Below are 13,892 nucleotides of genomic sequence, written 5' to 3' on the forward strand. Positions count from 1 at the left end.
TATTGGCGGCAGGACAAGATTTCCGTGACCCAAAGGACCTGAACAATGGCTAAAACTATCCTTCATATCGACTCTTCTGCCCGCCGCGTGAATTCGACCACCCGCGATCTGTCCGACCGCGTGGTCAAGCAACTGGGCGCAGAACGCATCATCCGTCGTGATCTGGCCACCCCCCTGCCCCTGCTGACGGAAGACTGGATCGCCGCCAATTTTACCCCCGCCGACCAGCGCGACGACGTACAGCGCGACCGGCTGGCCCTGTCGGACGAACTGGTTTCCGAATTGCAAGACGCCGACACCATCGTCATCGGCCTGCCGATCTATAACTTCTCGGTCCCCGCGGCGTTCAAGGCGTGGATAGACCTGGTTGCCCGCGCGGGTCTGACCTTTTCCTACACGGAAAACGGCCCCAAAGGCCTGCTGGAAGGGAAGCGTGCCATTCTGGCCATCGCATCGGGCGGTGTTCCTGTCGGGTCCGAAGCTGATTTCGCCACCAATTACGCGCGCCACGTTCTGGGTTTTATCGGCATTCATGACGTCGACGTCATCGCCGCGGATCAGATGGCCGTGAACCCGGATGCGGCGCTGGAAAATGCCCGCAAGGCAGTGGCGGAGCTTGCAGCCTGATCGCCTCTGGTCAATAGGCGTTAAAACGTCCAGTCTGCCGGTCAGCAAACAGGCAGACTGGACGGGGCGCATGAAAAAAATAGGTATTCTGGGTGGCGTGGGCTGGGCCTCGACCGTCGACTATTACAGGGCCATTGCCGAAGGGGCCGGGCGTTATTTCGCTGAACGTGGTCACGGCTCGCCTTTGCCAATCCCTCCGATGACCATCGAATCCGTCACGCAGGCCAGGACACGTGCCCTTCGTGGTGTTGTCGGGGATGAGGCAAGCTGGGCGGATTTTGACGCGGTGTTCCGCGACGCCCTGCTGACTCTCGAACGCGCCGGGTGCGATTTCGGCATCATCGCGTCCAACACCCCCCATGCGCGGCTTCACGCGATACGGCAGAGTGTCTCGATGCCAATCCTCAGCATCTTTGACGCGACCGCCGAAGCCACTGCAGGAACTGGCGCGTCCAAGGCTCTGGTCTTGGGAACAGCTGTGACGATGCAGGCCACCAACTATGCGGATCGTCTGGACGCCGAAGGCATTGCCGCAAATGAACGGTTGCCCGAACCCGAGATTTCCAAGATGCAGGCCATGATCGACAGTGACTTCTACGGCGGCGCATCCGACGCGGCCCGGGCCCGACTACTGGCCTTTTGCGACAAGTACGCCAGCCCCGGAACCGCGATTCTGCTGGCCTGTACCGAGCTTCCACTGGCTTTTCCGAACCACCTGGACGATCCGGTGTTCGAGGCTGACCGACACCTGTTCGTCAACCCGTCAGCCGCGCATGTTGCCGCCGCACTGAAAGAGGCGCTGATGTAATCAGGGCAACCAGGTGACCTCGCACCCGATGCGATCGAAGAAGGCCATCATATCTGCCCGCTTCAGGGCCACGGTGCGGTCGTTGACAAGGGGGTGCATGTAAATCACCTCGGCCTGTTTTGCCGCCGCATCCATGAAGAACCGTACATCATTCTGAACTCCGTTGATCATCGCCAGCGGGCTGACCGCGCCGGGACGTATGCCTAGGTTCTGGAACAGACGGTCCGCCGAGCCAAAGGACAGGTTGCCAATGCCCAGCTCGGCCCCCAGCGCCTTAAGATCAATCTCGCGGCTTTGCTCCAAGGTCACCAGATAGTTGCGCTTTTTCTTGTCTCGCAGATACAGGTTCTTGACCCGAAGCGCGTACTCTCCCGGCACCATGAACTGGTCTTCAACCGCCTTGGCATCCTCAACCGTACGCAAAGGCGCATGGGTATGCAGGCGATAGGTCAAGCCCCAGCCAGCCATCCGCGTCAACAATGCGTCGGAGCTCAGCGGCAGTGTGTCCTGATAGGCAGATGAAGCGTCCACGAAACCCTCCTGTTTAGACTGCTCATCGCGCACCAAGGCTTGGAATTCAAGCGCGGGACATACAATCGCCCGGGTGATAGCCTGTCCGAATGAAAGTCGCGCGCAACACACCCCAACAGCTGATCCTCAGCGATACCCCTTGGTTCTTCGGAATTCTGTTTGCTTTGAATACCCTGATTTTTGCAGCGCTTGGCCTTTTGCTGACATGGGCTGGCGGGTCGGCTTTCTGGTACGGGTTGAGCATGATCATCTTTGGTGGCGCTATGGGTTTATGGAGCTTTCACCTGCTGGTGAGGCGCGTTCAGGTAATATTTGACCGGACCAAGGGCACGTTGGTGATCCGTCAGAAATCCATCTTCGGATATGCAGCTATAGAGCACGCTCTGTCCGACCTGTCCAATGCAGAAGTTGAAACCATACTGAACAAGCCCGCATGGTTGTTCGCAAGCCGTCATCGTCCGGTTCTGTTGCTGGACAAGGGTATGAGTGCGGGTCGTCATCCGATCATCCAAGCTTTTTCGACCGGAACCTGTGCCGAACGCATCACCGGCACGGTCAATGACTGGCTTGCTGCACGTGGAGGTGACCCCGGCACCCGCTCTGCCTGAAATCAAGGAGATGCGGTCTTGGTGCCTGCCTGTTTGCGATTCCATTCGCGCAAGGCGCGGGCAAATCAAACTGGAACAGGATGTTGGAACGGTGCTAGCGTACCGCCATGAAAGTGACCCGAGACACCCCGAACCAACTGATCATCGCCAATACGCCCTGGTTCATCGGTATCATGCTGGTCATTTTCATTCTGGCCTTTGTCGGTTCCGGTATTTTCCTGATGAGCACGGGCGGCGAAGGCATCTGGTTCGGCCTGATCTTCGCCCTGGGCGGAGGTGGTCTTGGCTTTGGTGCCTTTTGCGCTTTTGTAAGACGGGTTCAGATCATTCTGGACAGGAGGAAGGACAGTATCCTGATCCGCCGCCAATCCGTCTTTGGCTATGAAGCGGTTGAACACACGCTGTCCAACCTGTCCCACGCTGAAGTCGAAAGCACGACATCCCGCGGCAAAAACGGCACCTCGACGCTGTATCGCCCGGTCCTTGTTCTTGAGAAAGGGATGAGCGCCGGTCGCCATCCCATTGTCGAAGCATTTTCCAGCGGGTCTGGTTCTCATCGGTTGGCTGATGCCGTAAATGACTGGCTTCCATCGAAGCTCGGGCAAGACCGTCGTGAAGTCGGGGCGGGTTAAGGGGCCAAGCCGCGTTCCAGCCACAAGCGTTCCTCGGGTGAAACTAACTCGGACATACAGGCACCGTAACGCCCCATGTCTTCCGCCGTTAACTTGCCTTCCCATTTCTCGCTGGTTCCTGAGGCAAAGAACTGCGCGTAGTCGTGGAAGACAGTTTGGAAGCCCGGCGCTTGTGCCGCGCGTTCGGCATTGTTTTTCATCGAACCGAAGCTGCCTGCCTCGGCGATATCGTTGACCAGTTTTGGATCGATATTGATATCTGAAATCCGGGCTATCCGGGCCACCTGACCCGGCAGGTCACGACTGAGTTCTGCATAGTGCAGAAAGTGAATATTGGGCAGCTGCCGGTAACCCCAGAAGGATCGAAAGTGATGAATGATCGATCTGAGAGACAGATCATCCGTGCCCTTGGACGATGCGGGCCGTTCCAGAAACATCGCAAACGCCTCGGACAAATCATCGGGAAACAGATAGTCCAGCCAGTCTTCCTTCATATTGGCAACATGATTTCGAAGCGAGAAATGCACGTCAACCGGGTGGCGATGCACCACAAGATAAGTCGCATCTGGTGAATAAGTGATCCCGTCCAAAGGCGTATGAGTCTTGATGCAGCGCCGATGCGTCTGCGCCTCCAACTGAGAGGCTTGTTCTTCCTGATCCCTGAATCCAGCGTCCAACCATGGCGAGACCTTGTTGTCATAAACTGCAGGATCCGCTCTACCGGTGATCAGCATCCGAACCAGCGTCTGCGTCCATGTTGTTCCACACTTGGGCGGTGTGCAGACAAAGATATCGTCTGGGCGGATATCGAAACTGGACCAGATGTCTGTGTTGGTGACTTGTCCGACATACTCGTTCGTTCTTTGCGGAAGATTGTCCTTCATAGCGCCCCCTGGACTTGGTACATCCAGATTACACCACGCGCGGTGCGTTTACCTAGGGCCCACCTTGACTCGGGCAGTCCATCGGCGTAGATGACGCCACAACATCCGGAAGCGTCTGATCTTCCGGTCCCTTGAGTCGTTCAGGGATCGCCCCCCACCAGCGAGTTTCGCCCGTGGGGGCAATTGTGCATTTAACCGGTGTTTCTTATCTAAGAAGCGCCACGAGATAACCGGCTAAGGAGGCCGAAGGCATGTTTGAAAATCTATCCGAACGCCTCTCTGGTGTCTTCGACCGGCTGACCAAACAGGGCGCCCTGTCCGAGGAAGACGTCAAAACCGCCCTGCGCGAAGTGCGGGTTGCCCTGCTGGAGGCTGACGTCTCGCTGCCGGTTGCAAGGGAATTCGTCAAGAAGGTGCAGGAACAGGCGACCGGTCAGGCTGTTACCAAGTCGATCACACCCGGCCAGCAGGTCGTCAAGATCGTGCATGACGCTTTGGTTGACACCCTGCGTGGCGAGGAAGACCCGGGTGCGCTGAAGATCGACAACCCGCCCGCGCCGATCCTGATGGTCGGCTTGCAGGGCTCTGGTAAAACGACGACCACCGGCAAGCTTGCCAAACGCCTGAAAGAGAAAGAGGGCAAGAAGGTCCTGATGGCCTCGCTGGACGTCTATCGCCCGGCGGCGATGGATCAGTTGGCCGTTCTGGGCACGCAGGTTGGTGTAGACACTCTGCCGATCGTGCCGGGCCAGAAACCGGTAGACATTGCCAAGCGCGCCAAGCAACAGGCGACGCTGGGCGGCTACGACGTCTATATGCTGGATACCGCGGGTCGTCTGCATATCGACGAGGTTCTGATGAACGAGGTCGAGCAGGTCCGCAACGTGGTCGACCCGCGTGAGACGCTGCTGGTCGTCGACGGCCTGACCGGTCAGGTCGCCGTCGAGGTGGCCGAGGAGTTTGACGCCAAGGTCGGTATCTCGGGCGTGGTCCTGACACGGATGGACGGTGACGGGCGCGGCGGTGCGGCACTGTCGATGCGCGCCGTGACCGGCAAACCGATCCGCTTCGTCGGTCTGGGCGAGAAGATGGACGCGCTCGAAACTTTCGAGCCGGACCGGATTGCCGGTCGTATTCTGGGCATGGGCGACATTGTTGCCCTGGTCGAAAAAGCCCAGGAAACGATGGAGATGGAACAGACCGAGCGCATGATGAAGCGCATGGTCAAGGGTCAGTTCAACATGAACGACCTGAAAATGCAGCTGGAACAGATGATCCAGATGGGTGGCATGCAGGGCATGATGGGCATGATGCCGGGCATGGGCAAGATGGCCAAACAGATGGATCAGGCCGGACTGGACGACAGGATTCTGCGCCAGCAGATCGCCATGATCCAATCCATGACCAAGCGCGAACGCGCCAACCCGCAACTGCTGCAAGCCAGCCGCAAAAAGCGCATCGCGGCGGGTTCCGGGATGGAGGTCAGCGACCTCAACAAGCTGCTCAAGATGCACCGGCAGATGTCGGACATGATGAAGAAGATGGGCAAGATGGGCAAAGGCAAAATGCTGAAACAGGCCATGAAAGGCATGTTCGGCAAAGGCGGCCCCAGCCCCGAGGACATGGCCGCAGGAATGGATCCCAAAGCGTTGGAGCAGGCGGCCAAGGCCATGGGCGGCAAGATGCCCGGTCTGGCCGGCGGCATGGGTCTGCCACAGGGCCTAAGCGGGTTCGGAAAGAAAAAGTGACGCCAGCACGCTGCACCCAGCCCCCGTCCGGAAAGGCGGCGATGGCAGCAGCGCAATATCGCGCAGCCCTGCCGGTCATTCAGACCCGGCGGCTGGTTCTGCGTGTGCCCACCCTGGACGACCTGCCGGTGTGGACGTCGATCTGCAACGACAGCTTTGGTGATACCGCGCAAGACGCGTGGACCGAGTTTTCCTATTATACCTCGGGCTGGCTTCTGCATGGTCACGGGCTGTTCTCGGTCACGCTCAAGGGTGATGATCGCGCAATTGGCTTCGTCGTTCTGGGCCTGGAATGGGACGATCACGAACCGGAACTTGGCTATATGTTCAGCGCTGAACACCGCATGCAGGGCTTTGCCACCGAGGCATGCGCCGCCGTACGTGATTTCGGATTTGACCTGCTCGGATCCGGGCAGTTTGTAAGCTACGTTTCGCAATCCAACACCCGTTCGAACGCGCTTGCACAACGACTGGGCGCAGCGCGTGATGCCAATGCAGAAAGCACCTTTGGACCAACCCAGCATGTCTGGCGGTACAGCGAGGGGCAGGAATGACATTCGCGATGCCAATCCCGACGCTGGAAACCGAACGCCTGATCATGCGCGCGCCGTCCGAGGCTGATGTCAACGCGGACACTGCCTTCTTTGCCAGCGAAGCCGCGAAGTTCGTCGGCGGTCCTCTGCGCAAGGATGAGGTATGGCGGGTGGTTGCCTCGCTGCTGGGTCACTGGGCCATGCGCGGCTATGGGTATTGGAGCGTCGATGAAAAGGACACCGGCACCTATGTCGGGCGGATCGGACTTTGGTTTCCAGAAGGCTGGCCGGAACCCGAGATAGGTTGGACCCTGTTGAACCATGCCACCGGCAAAGGTTATGCGACCGAGGCCGCGCTGACTGCACGCACCTATGCCTATGATGTATTGAGTTGGGAAACCGCGATCTCACTGATCGACCTGGACAATCACGCCAGCAAGGCCGTGGCCAAGCGTCTGGGCGCGCAGTTCGAGTATCACTATGACCACCCCAAGTTCGGAAAGTCCGAAATCTGGCGGCACCCGGCACCCTCGGATCTGGTGAATGGCGGAATGGAGGCTTACGCATGACCTCTTTCACCATCCCCACCATTGAAACCGAACGCCTGATCCTGCGCGCCCCGCATCTGGATGACCTGCCCGCGATGACCGTGTTCTTCGCAACCGAGCGCAGCCATATGGTGGGTGGCCCCAGGGATGCGTTCGAATGTTGGAACTCATTGTCGAACCGACTGGGTCATTGGGCGCTGCGAGGTTATGGCCTTTGGCACCTGACCGAAAAGGCTGGCGGGGCATTCGTTGGCTGGGCCGGAATGATCTACGTGCCGGGCTGGGCGGAACCGGAATTGGGCTGGACCTTGCTGGAAGAAGCCGAAGGTAAAGGGCTGGCCTTTGAAGCCGCCCAGGCTGCGCGCGCGTACGCTGCACGACATCAGGGCCTGAACGGCGTGATCTCATACATAGCTCATGCCAATGATCGTTCGCGCGCCTTGGCTGAACGGCTTGGTGCCACGCTTGAGCTTGAGAATGCCGAACTTCTGGGCAAGCACGCTCAGATCTGGCGCCACCCGCAGATAGACTTGACCACCGAGAGGACCGGCCAATGACCAACCCCGTGACACAGGCTGCCACGCTGTTGAAAGAGCATCGCGAAAGCATCGACCGACTGGACGCGATCCTCGTCTATACGCTGGGCGAGCGGTTCAAGCACACGCAGGCCGTTGGCAAGCTCAAGGCCGCACACGACCTTCCCCCGTCCGATCCCTCGCGCGAAGCTGCGCAGATCGCACGGTTAGAAGACCTGGCGAATGAAGCCGATCTGGATCCCGACTTCGCCAAGGCTTTCCTGAACTTCATCATTCAGGAAGTCATCCGACACCACCGGAAGCATCAAGAGTGAACCTCCGGTTCAACAAACACCAGAACTAACCGGCACCCACGCCGGATACGCCATTCAAAGGAGATACCACCATGGCAATGAAAATTCGTCTCGCCCGCGGCGGCTCGAAAAAACGTCCCTTCTATCGCATCGTTGCGGCTGACAGCCGTATGCCTCGCGATGGCCGTTTCATCGAGAAACTGGGCACCTACAACCCGCTGCTGCCGAAAGACAGCGAAGAGCGCGTGAAAATGAACATGGAGCGCATCCAGTACTGGCTGGATCAGGGCGCACAGCCCACCGACCGTATCGCTCGTATGCTGGAAGCAGCCGGTGCCAAAGGTAAGGCAGAGCGCAACAACCCCAACAAGGGCACCCCGGGCAAGAAAGCCCAGGAGCGCGCGGAAGAAAAGGCGGCAAAGGCGGCTGAAGCGGCTGCTGCACCGGCTGAAGAAGCCGCCGCAGAAGAATAAGCAGGCGGACGCGTGCAAGATCAAACTTTTTCTGACGATTTTCGCACGCAGTTCGACCTGTTGTTGCGGCTCCGGCGTGATGTGCGCCGGTTCCGCTCCGAGGCGATTGACGAGGCAGTGCTGGCGCGCTGCCTCGACGCATTTCGACTGGCCCCTTCGGTGGGGCTCAGCGAACCCTGGCGCGTGATCCGCGTCGAAAGCGAAGCGGCTCGGGCCGCAGCGCTGAAGAATTTTCGAACCGCCAATGACCACGCTTTGGCTGGGTACTCGGGTGACAAGGCGCAGCTGTACAGCAGCCTGAAGCTGTCCGGGATGCAAGAAGCGCCTGTGCAGCTAGCCGTCTTCTGCGACGACGGCACCGAAAAGGGACTGGGACTTGGCGCCGGTACGATGCCCGAGATGCGGCGCTATTCTGTCGTGTCCGCGATCACCCTGTTCTGGCTTTCACTTCGCGTGGAAGGGCTGGGGCTGGGTTGGGTTTCTATACTGGATCCCGACCAGATGATGCGCGATCTGAATGCTCCCGAGACCTGGCGTCTGATTGGTTATTTCTGTGTTGGCAGGCCAGAGCAGATGTCGGACATGCCTGAACTGGAACAGGTCGGCTGGGAAAACCGGGCACAGGGCCTGATGATCGAAACACGGTAAGACCTCATGTTCGGATTGATACGACTTCCCATTCTGCTGCTGATCGCCTTTATTGTAGGCGTGTTCTTTGAGCGCAACAACCAGCGCGAAGCCTGCAATGGGCTTGGCGAATGGAGAAACGGGATATGTTTGACGACAGGGGCAGCCAATGAGTGATCTGATCTGCGTCGGCAGAGTTGCGGGGTCTTATGGCGTGCGAGGTGAGGTGCGACTGAAGAGTTTTTGCGCCGTTCCCGAAGATATCGAGGCCTATTCGCCGCTGACCGATGAAGCGGGCAAAGAACGTTATCCGGTGGTATTGACGCGCACGATCAAGAACGGGTTCGCGGCCCGCCTTGGTGGCGTTGAGACCAAGGAACAGGCGGATGCCCTGAATGGTTTGCGCCTTTTTGCGAGGCGCGACCAGTTGCCTTCGCTGCCCGATGACGAGTTCTACCACAACGATCTGATCGGGCTGGACGTCTATGACACCGGCGGCACCCTTTTGGGCAAGGTCAAATCCGTGCAGAACCATGGAGCGACAGACTTGTTGGAATTGCACGGGCCGGGCTTGAAAACCACGGTTTTGCTACCTTTCACGATGCAAGTTGTACCCACAGTGGACTTGGAGCAAGGCCGTATCGTAGCCGACCCGCCCGAAGGCCTGATCTGATGCGTCGGGTCCTGTTGCATCTGGGCCTGCACAAGACAGGCATGACCGCAGCACAGTCCTTCCTTCATGAAAACCGGAAACTGATCTGGCCCCGCTTCGCATTGGTTCTTCCCTATAAAACACGCAACTGCGGCTTAAGCGAGATGGCCACGCGTCATTCGCTTTATCGGCTGGATGCAACCCTGGCGGGTTTTGGGAGTCACCTGCACGCGTTTCTCGACAAGCTGCACTTCGGTGCATACCGGGGGTTGATCCTGAGCGAAGAAAACTTCGCAGGCTTGCGCCCCAGCAGGAATAAGCATGAAGGTTACGGGGCCGCACCGGAACTGGCGGAAACTCTGGTCAGCGTCGTTCGGCGTCGGTTCCTGGGCAACAAGACCGACATCACGATCTACATGTCCTTGCGCAACCGCGATCAATGGCTGCGGAGCCTGTGGGCCCATGACTTGCAGAAATCACGCATGGTGCAGGACTTGGACACTTTTTCGACCGACCTTGCCCATTTGCCATCCCTTCAGGAAACCGCCGACGCCGTCAGGAACCGGCTGCCGTCTGTCACAGTCCGAACGGAATGGATGGAGGCGTTGCAGAACCACCGCTTTGGTGCAGGTGCGCCGTTGGCCGCATTTCTGAACCTGCCGCCCGAACAATCGGCACAGCTTGTCGGGCCTGCACATAGCACGCCTGCATTTTCCGACGATGTGCTGCTGGAAATCCTGGCTCTGAACCGTTCCTCGCTGGACGAAACCGCCATGATCGCCCAGAAGAAAGCACTGATTCACTCCGCACAGAACGAACTGGCCCGCCAGACATGACAGAGAAACCCAGCAGATCCCATGGCCGTAAGGCAATCCGTCCTGCCCTGAAACCACGCGAGCTGATGACGCCGAGTCCTGACCTGCACGGGGTCTGGAAAACCAAGATCATCACTCTGTTCCCGTCCGCCTTTCCCGGTGTTCTTGGCGAAAGCCTGACAGGCAAGGCCTTGCAGGAAGGGCTATGGCAACTGGAAACAGTGGATCTGCGACAGTTCGGTATAGGCAAACATCGCAACGTTGATGACACCCCGGCCGGGGGTGGCGCCGGAATGGTTCTGCGGGCCGATGTTCTGGGTGACGCGATCGAGCATGCGATGGCAGGTGTTCAAGGGAACTGGCCGCTGATCTACCTCAGCCCGCGCGGGCGCCGCATGGATCAGCGCATGATGCAGAATCTTGCCCGTTGTGACGGCATTACCCTTCTGTGCGGTCGTTTTGAAGGCGTGGACGAGCGCGTTTTGGAACATTTTGGCGTGCAAGAGGTGTCGTTGGGTGATTTCGTCATGACCGGCGGCGAAATTGCGGCACAAGCCCTGATTGATGCCACAGTACGGCTGATTCCCGGAGTTCTTGGAAATCAGGCTTCGACCGAAGAGGAAAGTTTTGCCTCGGGTCTGCTGGAGCACCCCCAATATACCCGTCCGGCAGATTGGAAAGGACACCCGATCCCCGAGATTCTGATGTCGGGCCATCATGGCCGGATCGCGGGGTGGCGCCATAAAATGGCAGAAGAAATCACGCGCGAACGGCGCCCTGATATCTGGGCAGAGTATGTCAAAACCAACTCCGAATCTCAGGACTAAGCCCGCATGATGTGGCCGGGTTGCCGAAGGTTCTAGGTTTGTCAGATTGCCAGTTGTAGTTGATCACACCTCAATGTATTCGCTCTTAGGTTCCATGGGGTTTGGGATAAAAAGAAGTGAAACTGAAGTTACTATGAAAAAGCTACTGCTTGGCACTTTATTGGTTGCCTCCGCCTGTACCACCAAACCGCTTGGGATGTCCGTTCCGACGCAAGCCGGTCATAATCTGCACTCTGCGAAGGTTGCCGTTGATTCCTGCTCTCAGGAAGCTGACGAGGGCGGCAACAGCGCCGTAATCGGCGGTTATGCAACCAATATCCTGCTTTGGGGCATCATCATCGGGCCTGCCGTCACCGCGCCATTTCAGGACGAGCTGCGGCAACAGGGCGAAATCGATCAGGTTGATCGCTGCCTACGCGCACGCGGTTTCGAGCGGCGCGAACTGACCGCGGGTGAGTCGTTCTGGGTGCGAAACGCCTTTGGTGATGAACGCGAACGGCGGCTGGACCACCTGGTCGGGGGCGGCACTATCGAAACCTACGGAACATCACAAAACTAGCGCCGCGCTTTCCAGCTGGCCCAAGTCTCTGGGGTGCCGTTGAACGTGTTGATGTCCACCCTACCCTGAACCCCCGGCACCAGCCCGGTGCCGGTGTATTGCCAAAACCGCCAGACCGTGCGGGGATAGACCTGACGCGGATGGCCTGCGACGGATCGCAACCAGAACTCGGTTTTGGGCAAACGCCCGATATCCGTATCCGCAAAGAAATCCACTGTCGTGTAGACGATCGGACGCCGACCATAATGCCGTTCGAGAATGTCCAAAAAGCGCTGCGCTTCGGCGCGGACAGTTCTGCCATCGGGCCGCAACGTGCAGGTCTTGGAATGCGGCGTCCACTCCATGTCAAGAACATGCGGCAGATCTGCCCCTTTCGGGACGTTCTGAATGAACCAACGTGCCTGTTCCCGGGCCGATCGGCAGAAATAATAGTAGTGATAAGCCCCCCACGGCACGCCCGCTGCCTGAGCACCGCGCCTGTGGTCGTCGAATAATGGATCCGCCACATCGCCGCCTTCGGTTGCTTTCAGAAACGCAAAGCTTACGCCCGAAGCTTTGGCCGTGCGCCAGTCTATCGGTCCCTGCCAGCGCGAGACGTCAAGCCCGTGGATCGGATACAAGCCAGGGTGACGGCCCTCCCAGTCATGTGGATCGGCGTCACCAAAATCAGGATAGATTACGGACGGTGCTGTCCTGTCCACGCCCGGCGTGGGCTCCACGACCTGCGGTTTCGGGCCGCCGCGTCCACACGACATAAGCAAAGCGGCTGCAATCGTCAGCATAAGTCCAATTCGCATCATGGGGTCCTGTCTGAAATTTCTGCTCTTTCAATTCCCTTCAGAATGCCTGATCTGACTGCTGTGGCAACGGTGGGATTTTCGAAAGGCGGATTCCCACTGCTTCGCCATACGATTTGTCCTTGATCCCGGCACACAATACCCTTAAACGACCGCAATCCGGTGCCGCATTCTGCGACTCCGGTGTTTTGGTTTGATTCATGGCTTGAAGCTCGGCTTTCTTCGGCGGGGATGTGTCAGATCAAACCAGACCAAAGGAACATTCGATCTGACCTCTGGCGGGCTGCATGCAGGACCCGGTGAAGACCAAGAGCTCTCAGGCCGTGCCCAAACTTCGTGGACCAACCACGAGCATATAGGAGTACCTGCGATGGATCTTATCGCACAGCTTGAGGCGGAACAGATTGCCGCCCTGGGGAAAGACATCCCCGACTTCAAAGCGGGTGACACCATCCGTGTCGGCTATAAGGTGACCGAAGGGTCGCGCACCCGTGTGCAGAACTATGAAGGCGTCTGCATCGCGCGCAACAACGGCAATGGCATTGCCGGTTCGTTCACCGTTCGCAAGATTTCGTTTGGCGAAGGCGTGGAACGTGTGTTCCCGCTGTATTCGACCAACATCGACAGCATCACCGTTGTCCGCCGTGGCCGCGTTCGCCGCGCCAAACTGTACTATCTGCGCTCGCGCCGTGGTAAATCCGCGCGTATCGCAGAAGTCACCAACTACAAGCCCAAGGCTGGCGCCGAAGCGTAAGGAACGGAAAGATGAAAAAAGACATCCATCCCGATTATCACGTCATCGACGTCAAAATGACCGATGGCACCGTGGTTCAGATGAAGTCCACCTGGGGCGCCGAAGGCGATCAGCTGGCTCTGGAAATCGACCCCTCCGTGCATCCAGCATGGACCGGTGGCTCGTCGCGCCTGATGGACGCTGGCGGCCGCGTGTCGAAGTTCAAAAAGAAATACGAAGGTCTGGGCTTCTAAGTCTGACTGGTTGCGAATTCGAAAGGCCGTCCCTTGGGGGCGGCCTTTTTTTGTAAGCTTCCATGTGTCTTATGGACGCGACACCGGACAAACCGGACAAGATGCGTTTGGGCACAGGCTCAGTGATGCTACACTCCGGGTGACCAACGCCCAGCTTCCACGGAGACCCGGACATGCCCCAGTACAACGACATGATCGAGCTATCGGTCGAGGACATGGATCTGATTGAAACGGCATTGCGCGGTTCGATCGCTTCGTTGTCACAAGCTGCACTGGACGAACCAGAGAACAGCAGGACCAACCGTGAAGACACATTGCGGCGCATTCACGAACTTCTGGGCAAGCTGCACGATCAGAAGGTCTTTTTTCGTCCTCATAAAGGGGTGTACCTCGGAGGTTAGGGACAA

22 protein-coding genes are annotated in these 13,892 nt (G+C 58.4%); 19 read left to right on the top strand and 3 right to left on the bottom strand.

Annotated elements, in window-relative coordinates:
• Nucleotides 1-45 precede the first annotated feature (45 nt).
• Both D1823_RS10770 and D1823_RS10775 read left to right on the top strand, forming a co-directional pair.
• Nucleotides 46-627, top strand: coding sequence for an FMN-dependent NADH-azoreductase (locus D1823_RS10770; protein WP_117869905.1), 582 nt, complete (start codon nt 46-48; stop codon nt 625-627).
• Nucleotides 628-697: 70 nt separating this feature from the next.
• Nucleotides 698-1,435, top strand: a complete 738-nt coding sequence (locus tag D1823_RS10775; RefSeq protein WP_117872852.1) for an aspartate/glutamate racemase family protein — start codon at nt 698-700, stop codon at nt 1,433-1,435.
• On the opposite strand, the gene D1823_RS10780 is transcribed toward D1823_RS10775, so the two are convergent.
• Complete coding sequence (locus tag D1823_RS10780; RefSeq protein WP_117869906.1) at nt 1,436-1,966, bottom strand: prolyl-tRNA synthetase associated domain-containing protein; 531 nt, start codon at nt 1,964-1,966, stop codon at nt 1,436-1,438.
• 89 nt (nt 1,967-2,055) lie between these two features.
• Between D1823_RS10780 and D1823_RS10785 the strand changes: the two genes are divergently transcribed.
• Both D1823_RS10785 and D1823_RS10790 read left to right on the top strand, forming a co-directional pair.
• Nucleotides 2,056-2,574, top strand: a complete 519-nt coding sequence (locus D1823_RS10785) for a hypothetical protein (RefSeq protein WP_117869907.1) — start codon at nt 2,056-2,058, stop codon at nt 2,572-2,574.
• Between the two features lie 107 nt (nt 2,575-2,681).
• On the top strand, nt 2,682-3,206 hold the full coding sequence (locus D1823_RS10790) for a hypothetical protein (RefSeq protein WP_117869908.1): 525 nt from the start codon (nt 2,682-2,684) through the stop codon (nt 3,204-3,206).
• Here the strand turns inward: D1823_RS10790 and D1823_RS10795 are convergent.
• Nucleotides 3,203-4,090 (bottom strand): sulfotransferase domain-containing protein, encoded by an 888-nt coding sequence (locus D1823_RS10795; protein WP_117869909.1) that lies wholly within the window; start codon nt 4,088-4,090, stop codon nt 3,203-3,205. The two genes, D1823_RS10790 and D1823_RS10795, sit on opposite strands and share 4 nt — an antisense overlap.
• A gap of 251 nt (nt 4,091-4,341) precedes the next feature.
• Here D1823_RS10795 and ffh point away from each other — a divergent pair, with 251 nt between their 5' ends.
• From ffh to D1823_RS10850, 12 genes are all read left to right on the top strand, one after another.
• Complete coding sequence (ffh, locus tag D1823_RS10800; protein WP_117869910.1) at nt 4,342-5,838, top strand: signal recognition particle protein; 1,497 nt, start codon at nt 4,342-4,344, stop codon at nt 5,836-5,838.
• Between the two features lie 41 nt (nt 5,839-5,879).
• Nucleotides 5,880-6,392 carry a GNAT family N-acetyltransferase gene (locus D1823_RS10805; protein ID WP_117869911.1) on the top strand — a complete coding sequence of 171 codons (513 nt, stop codon included), beginning with the start codon at nt 5,880-5,882 and terminating at the stop codon, nt 6,390-6,392.
• Entirely contained in the window at nt 6,389-6,940 is a 552-nt protein-coding gene (locus tag D1823_RS10810; RefSeq protein ID WP_117869912.1) for a GNAT family N-acetyltransferase, read from the top strand. Before D1823_RS10805 ends, D1823_RS10810 begins: the two co-directional genes overlap by 4 nt.
• Nucleotides 6,937-7,476 carry a GNAT family N-acetyltransferase gene (locus D1823_RS10815; protein WP_117869913.1) on the top strand — a complete coding sequence of 180 codons (540 nt, stop codon included), beginning with the start codon at nt 6,937-6,939 and terminating at the stop codon, nt 7,474-7,476. Before D1823_RS10810 ends, D1823_RS10815 begins: the two co-directional genes overlap by 4 nt.
• Nucleotides 7,473-7,769, top strand: a complete 297-nt coding sequence (locus D1823_RS10820) for a chorismate mutase (RefSeq protein WP_117869914.1) — start codon at nt 7,473-7,475, stop codon at nt 7,767-7,769. The genes D1823_RS10815 and D1823_RS10820 overlap by 4 nt, the downstream gene beginning before the upstream one ends.
• 71 nt (nt 7,770-7,840) lie before the next feature.
• Nucleotides 7,841-8,221 (top strand): 30S ribosomal protein S16, encoded by a 381-nt coding sequence (rpsP, locus tag D1823_RS10825; protein WP_117869915.1) that lies wholly within the window; start codon nt 7,841-7,843, stop codon nt 8,219-8,221.
• A 12-nt stretch (nt 8,222-8,233) separates the two neighbouring features.
• Nucleotides 8,234-8,869, top strand: a complete 636-nt coding sequence (gene bluB, locus D1823_RS10830; protein ID WP_117869916.1) for a 5,6-dimethylbenzimidazole synthase — start codon at nt 8,234-8,236, stop codon at nt 8,867-8,869.
• 6 nt (nt 8,870-8,875) lie between these two features.
• Nucleotides 8,876-9,025, top strand: a complete 150-nt coding sequence (locus D1823_RS21910; RefSeq protein ID WP_162896811.1) for a hypothetical protein — start codon at nt 8,876-8,878, stop codon at nt 9,023-9,025.
• Entirely contained in the window at nt 9,018-9,521 is a 504-nt protein-coding gene (gene rimM, locus D1823_RS10835) for a ribosome maturation factor RimM (RefSeq protein WP_117869917.1), read from the top strand. The genes D1823_RS21910 and rimM overlap by 8 nt, the downstream gene beginning before the upstream one ends.
• Complete coding sequence (locus tag D1823_RS10840) at nt 9,521-10,336, top strand: hypothetical protein (RefSeq protein WP_117869918.1); 816 nt, start codon at nt 9,521-9,523, stop codon at nt 10,334-10,336. Before rimM ends, D1823_RS10840 begins: the two co-directional genes overlap by 1 nt.
• Nucleotides 10,333-11,142 carry a tRNA (guanosine(37)-N1)-methyltransferase TrmD gene (gene trmD / locus D1823_RS10845; RefSeq protein ID WP_117869919.1) on the top strand — a complete coding sequence of 270 codons (810 nt, stop codon included), beginning with the start codon at nt 10,333-10,335 and terminating at the stop codon, nt 11,140-11,142. Before D1823_RS10840 ends, trmD begins: the two co-directional genes overlap by 4 nt.
• 133 nt (nt 11,143-11,275) lie before the next feature.
• Entirely contained in the window at nt 11,276-11,701 is a 426-nt protein-coding gene (locus D1823_RS10850; RefSeq protein ID WP_117869920.1) for a hypothetical protein, read from the top strand.
• On the opposite strand, the gene D1823_RS10855 is transcribed toward D1823_RS10850, so the two are convergent.
• Complete coding sequence (locus D1823_RS10855) at nt 11,698-12,498, bottom strand: GH25 family lysozyme (protein WP_205511819.1); 801 nt, start codon at nt 12,496-12,498, stop codon at nt 11,698-11,700. The genes D1823_RS10850 and D1823_RS10855 overlap by 4 nt on opposite strands.
• A gap of 370 nt (nt 12,499-12,868) precedes the next feature.
• On the opposite strand from D1823_RS10855, the gene rplS reads away from it, so the two are divergent.
• The 3 genes from rplS (at nt 12,869) to D1823_RS10870 (ending at nt 13,886) form a co-directional block, all read left to right on the top strand.
• Entirely contained in the window at nt 12,869-13,252 is a 384-nt protein-coding gene (gene rplS / locus D1823_RS10860) for a 50S ribosomal protein L19 (protein WP_117869922.1), read from the top strand.
• Nucleotides 13,253-13,263: 11 nt separating this feature from the next.
• Nucleotides 13,264-13,485: a 50S ribosomal protein L31 gene (rpmE, locus tag D1823_RS10865; RefSeq protein WP_050605278.1), complete on the top strand. Its 222-nt coding sequence runs from the start codon at nt 13,264-13,266 to the stop codon at nt 13,483-13,485.
• A 173-nt stretch (nt 13,486-13,658) separates the two neighbouring features.
• A complete protein-coding gene (locus D1823_RS10870; protein WP_117869923.1) occupies nt 13,659-13,886 on the top strand; it encodes a hypothetical protein in 228 nt (75 codons plus the stop codon).
• The last annotated feature ends 6 nt before the right edge of the window (nt 13,887-13,892 follow it).

Origin of the sequence: Ruegeria sp. AD91A, assembly GCF_003443535.1 — a bacterium.
In the GTDB taxonomy this organism is placed as follows: Bacteria; Pseudomonadota; Alphaproteobacteria; order Rhodobacterales; family Rhodobacteraceae; genus Ruegeria.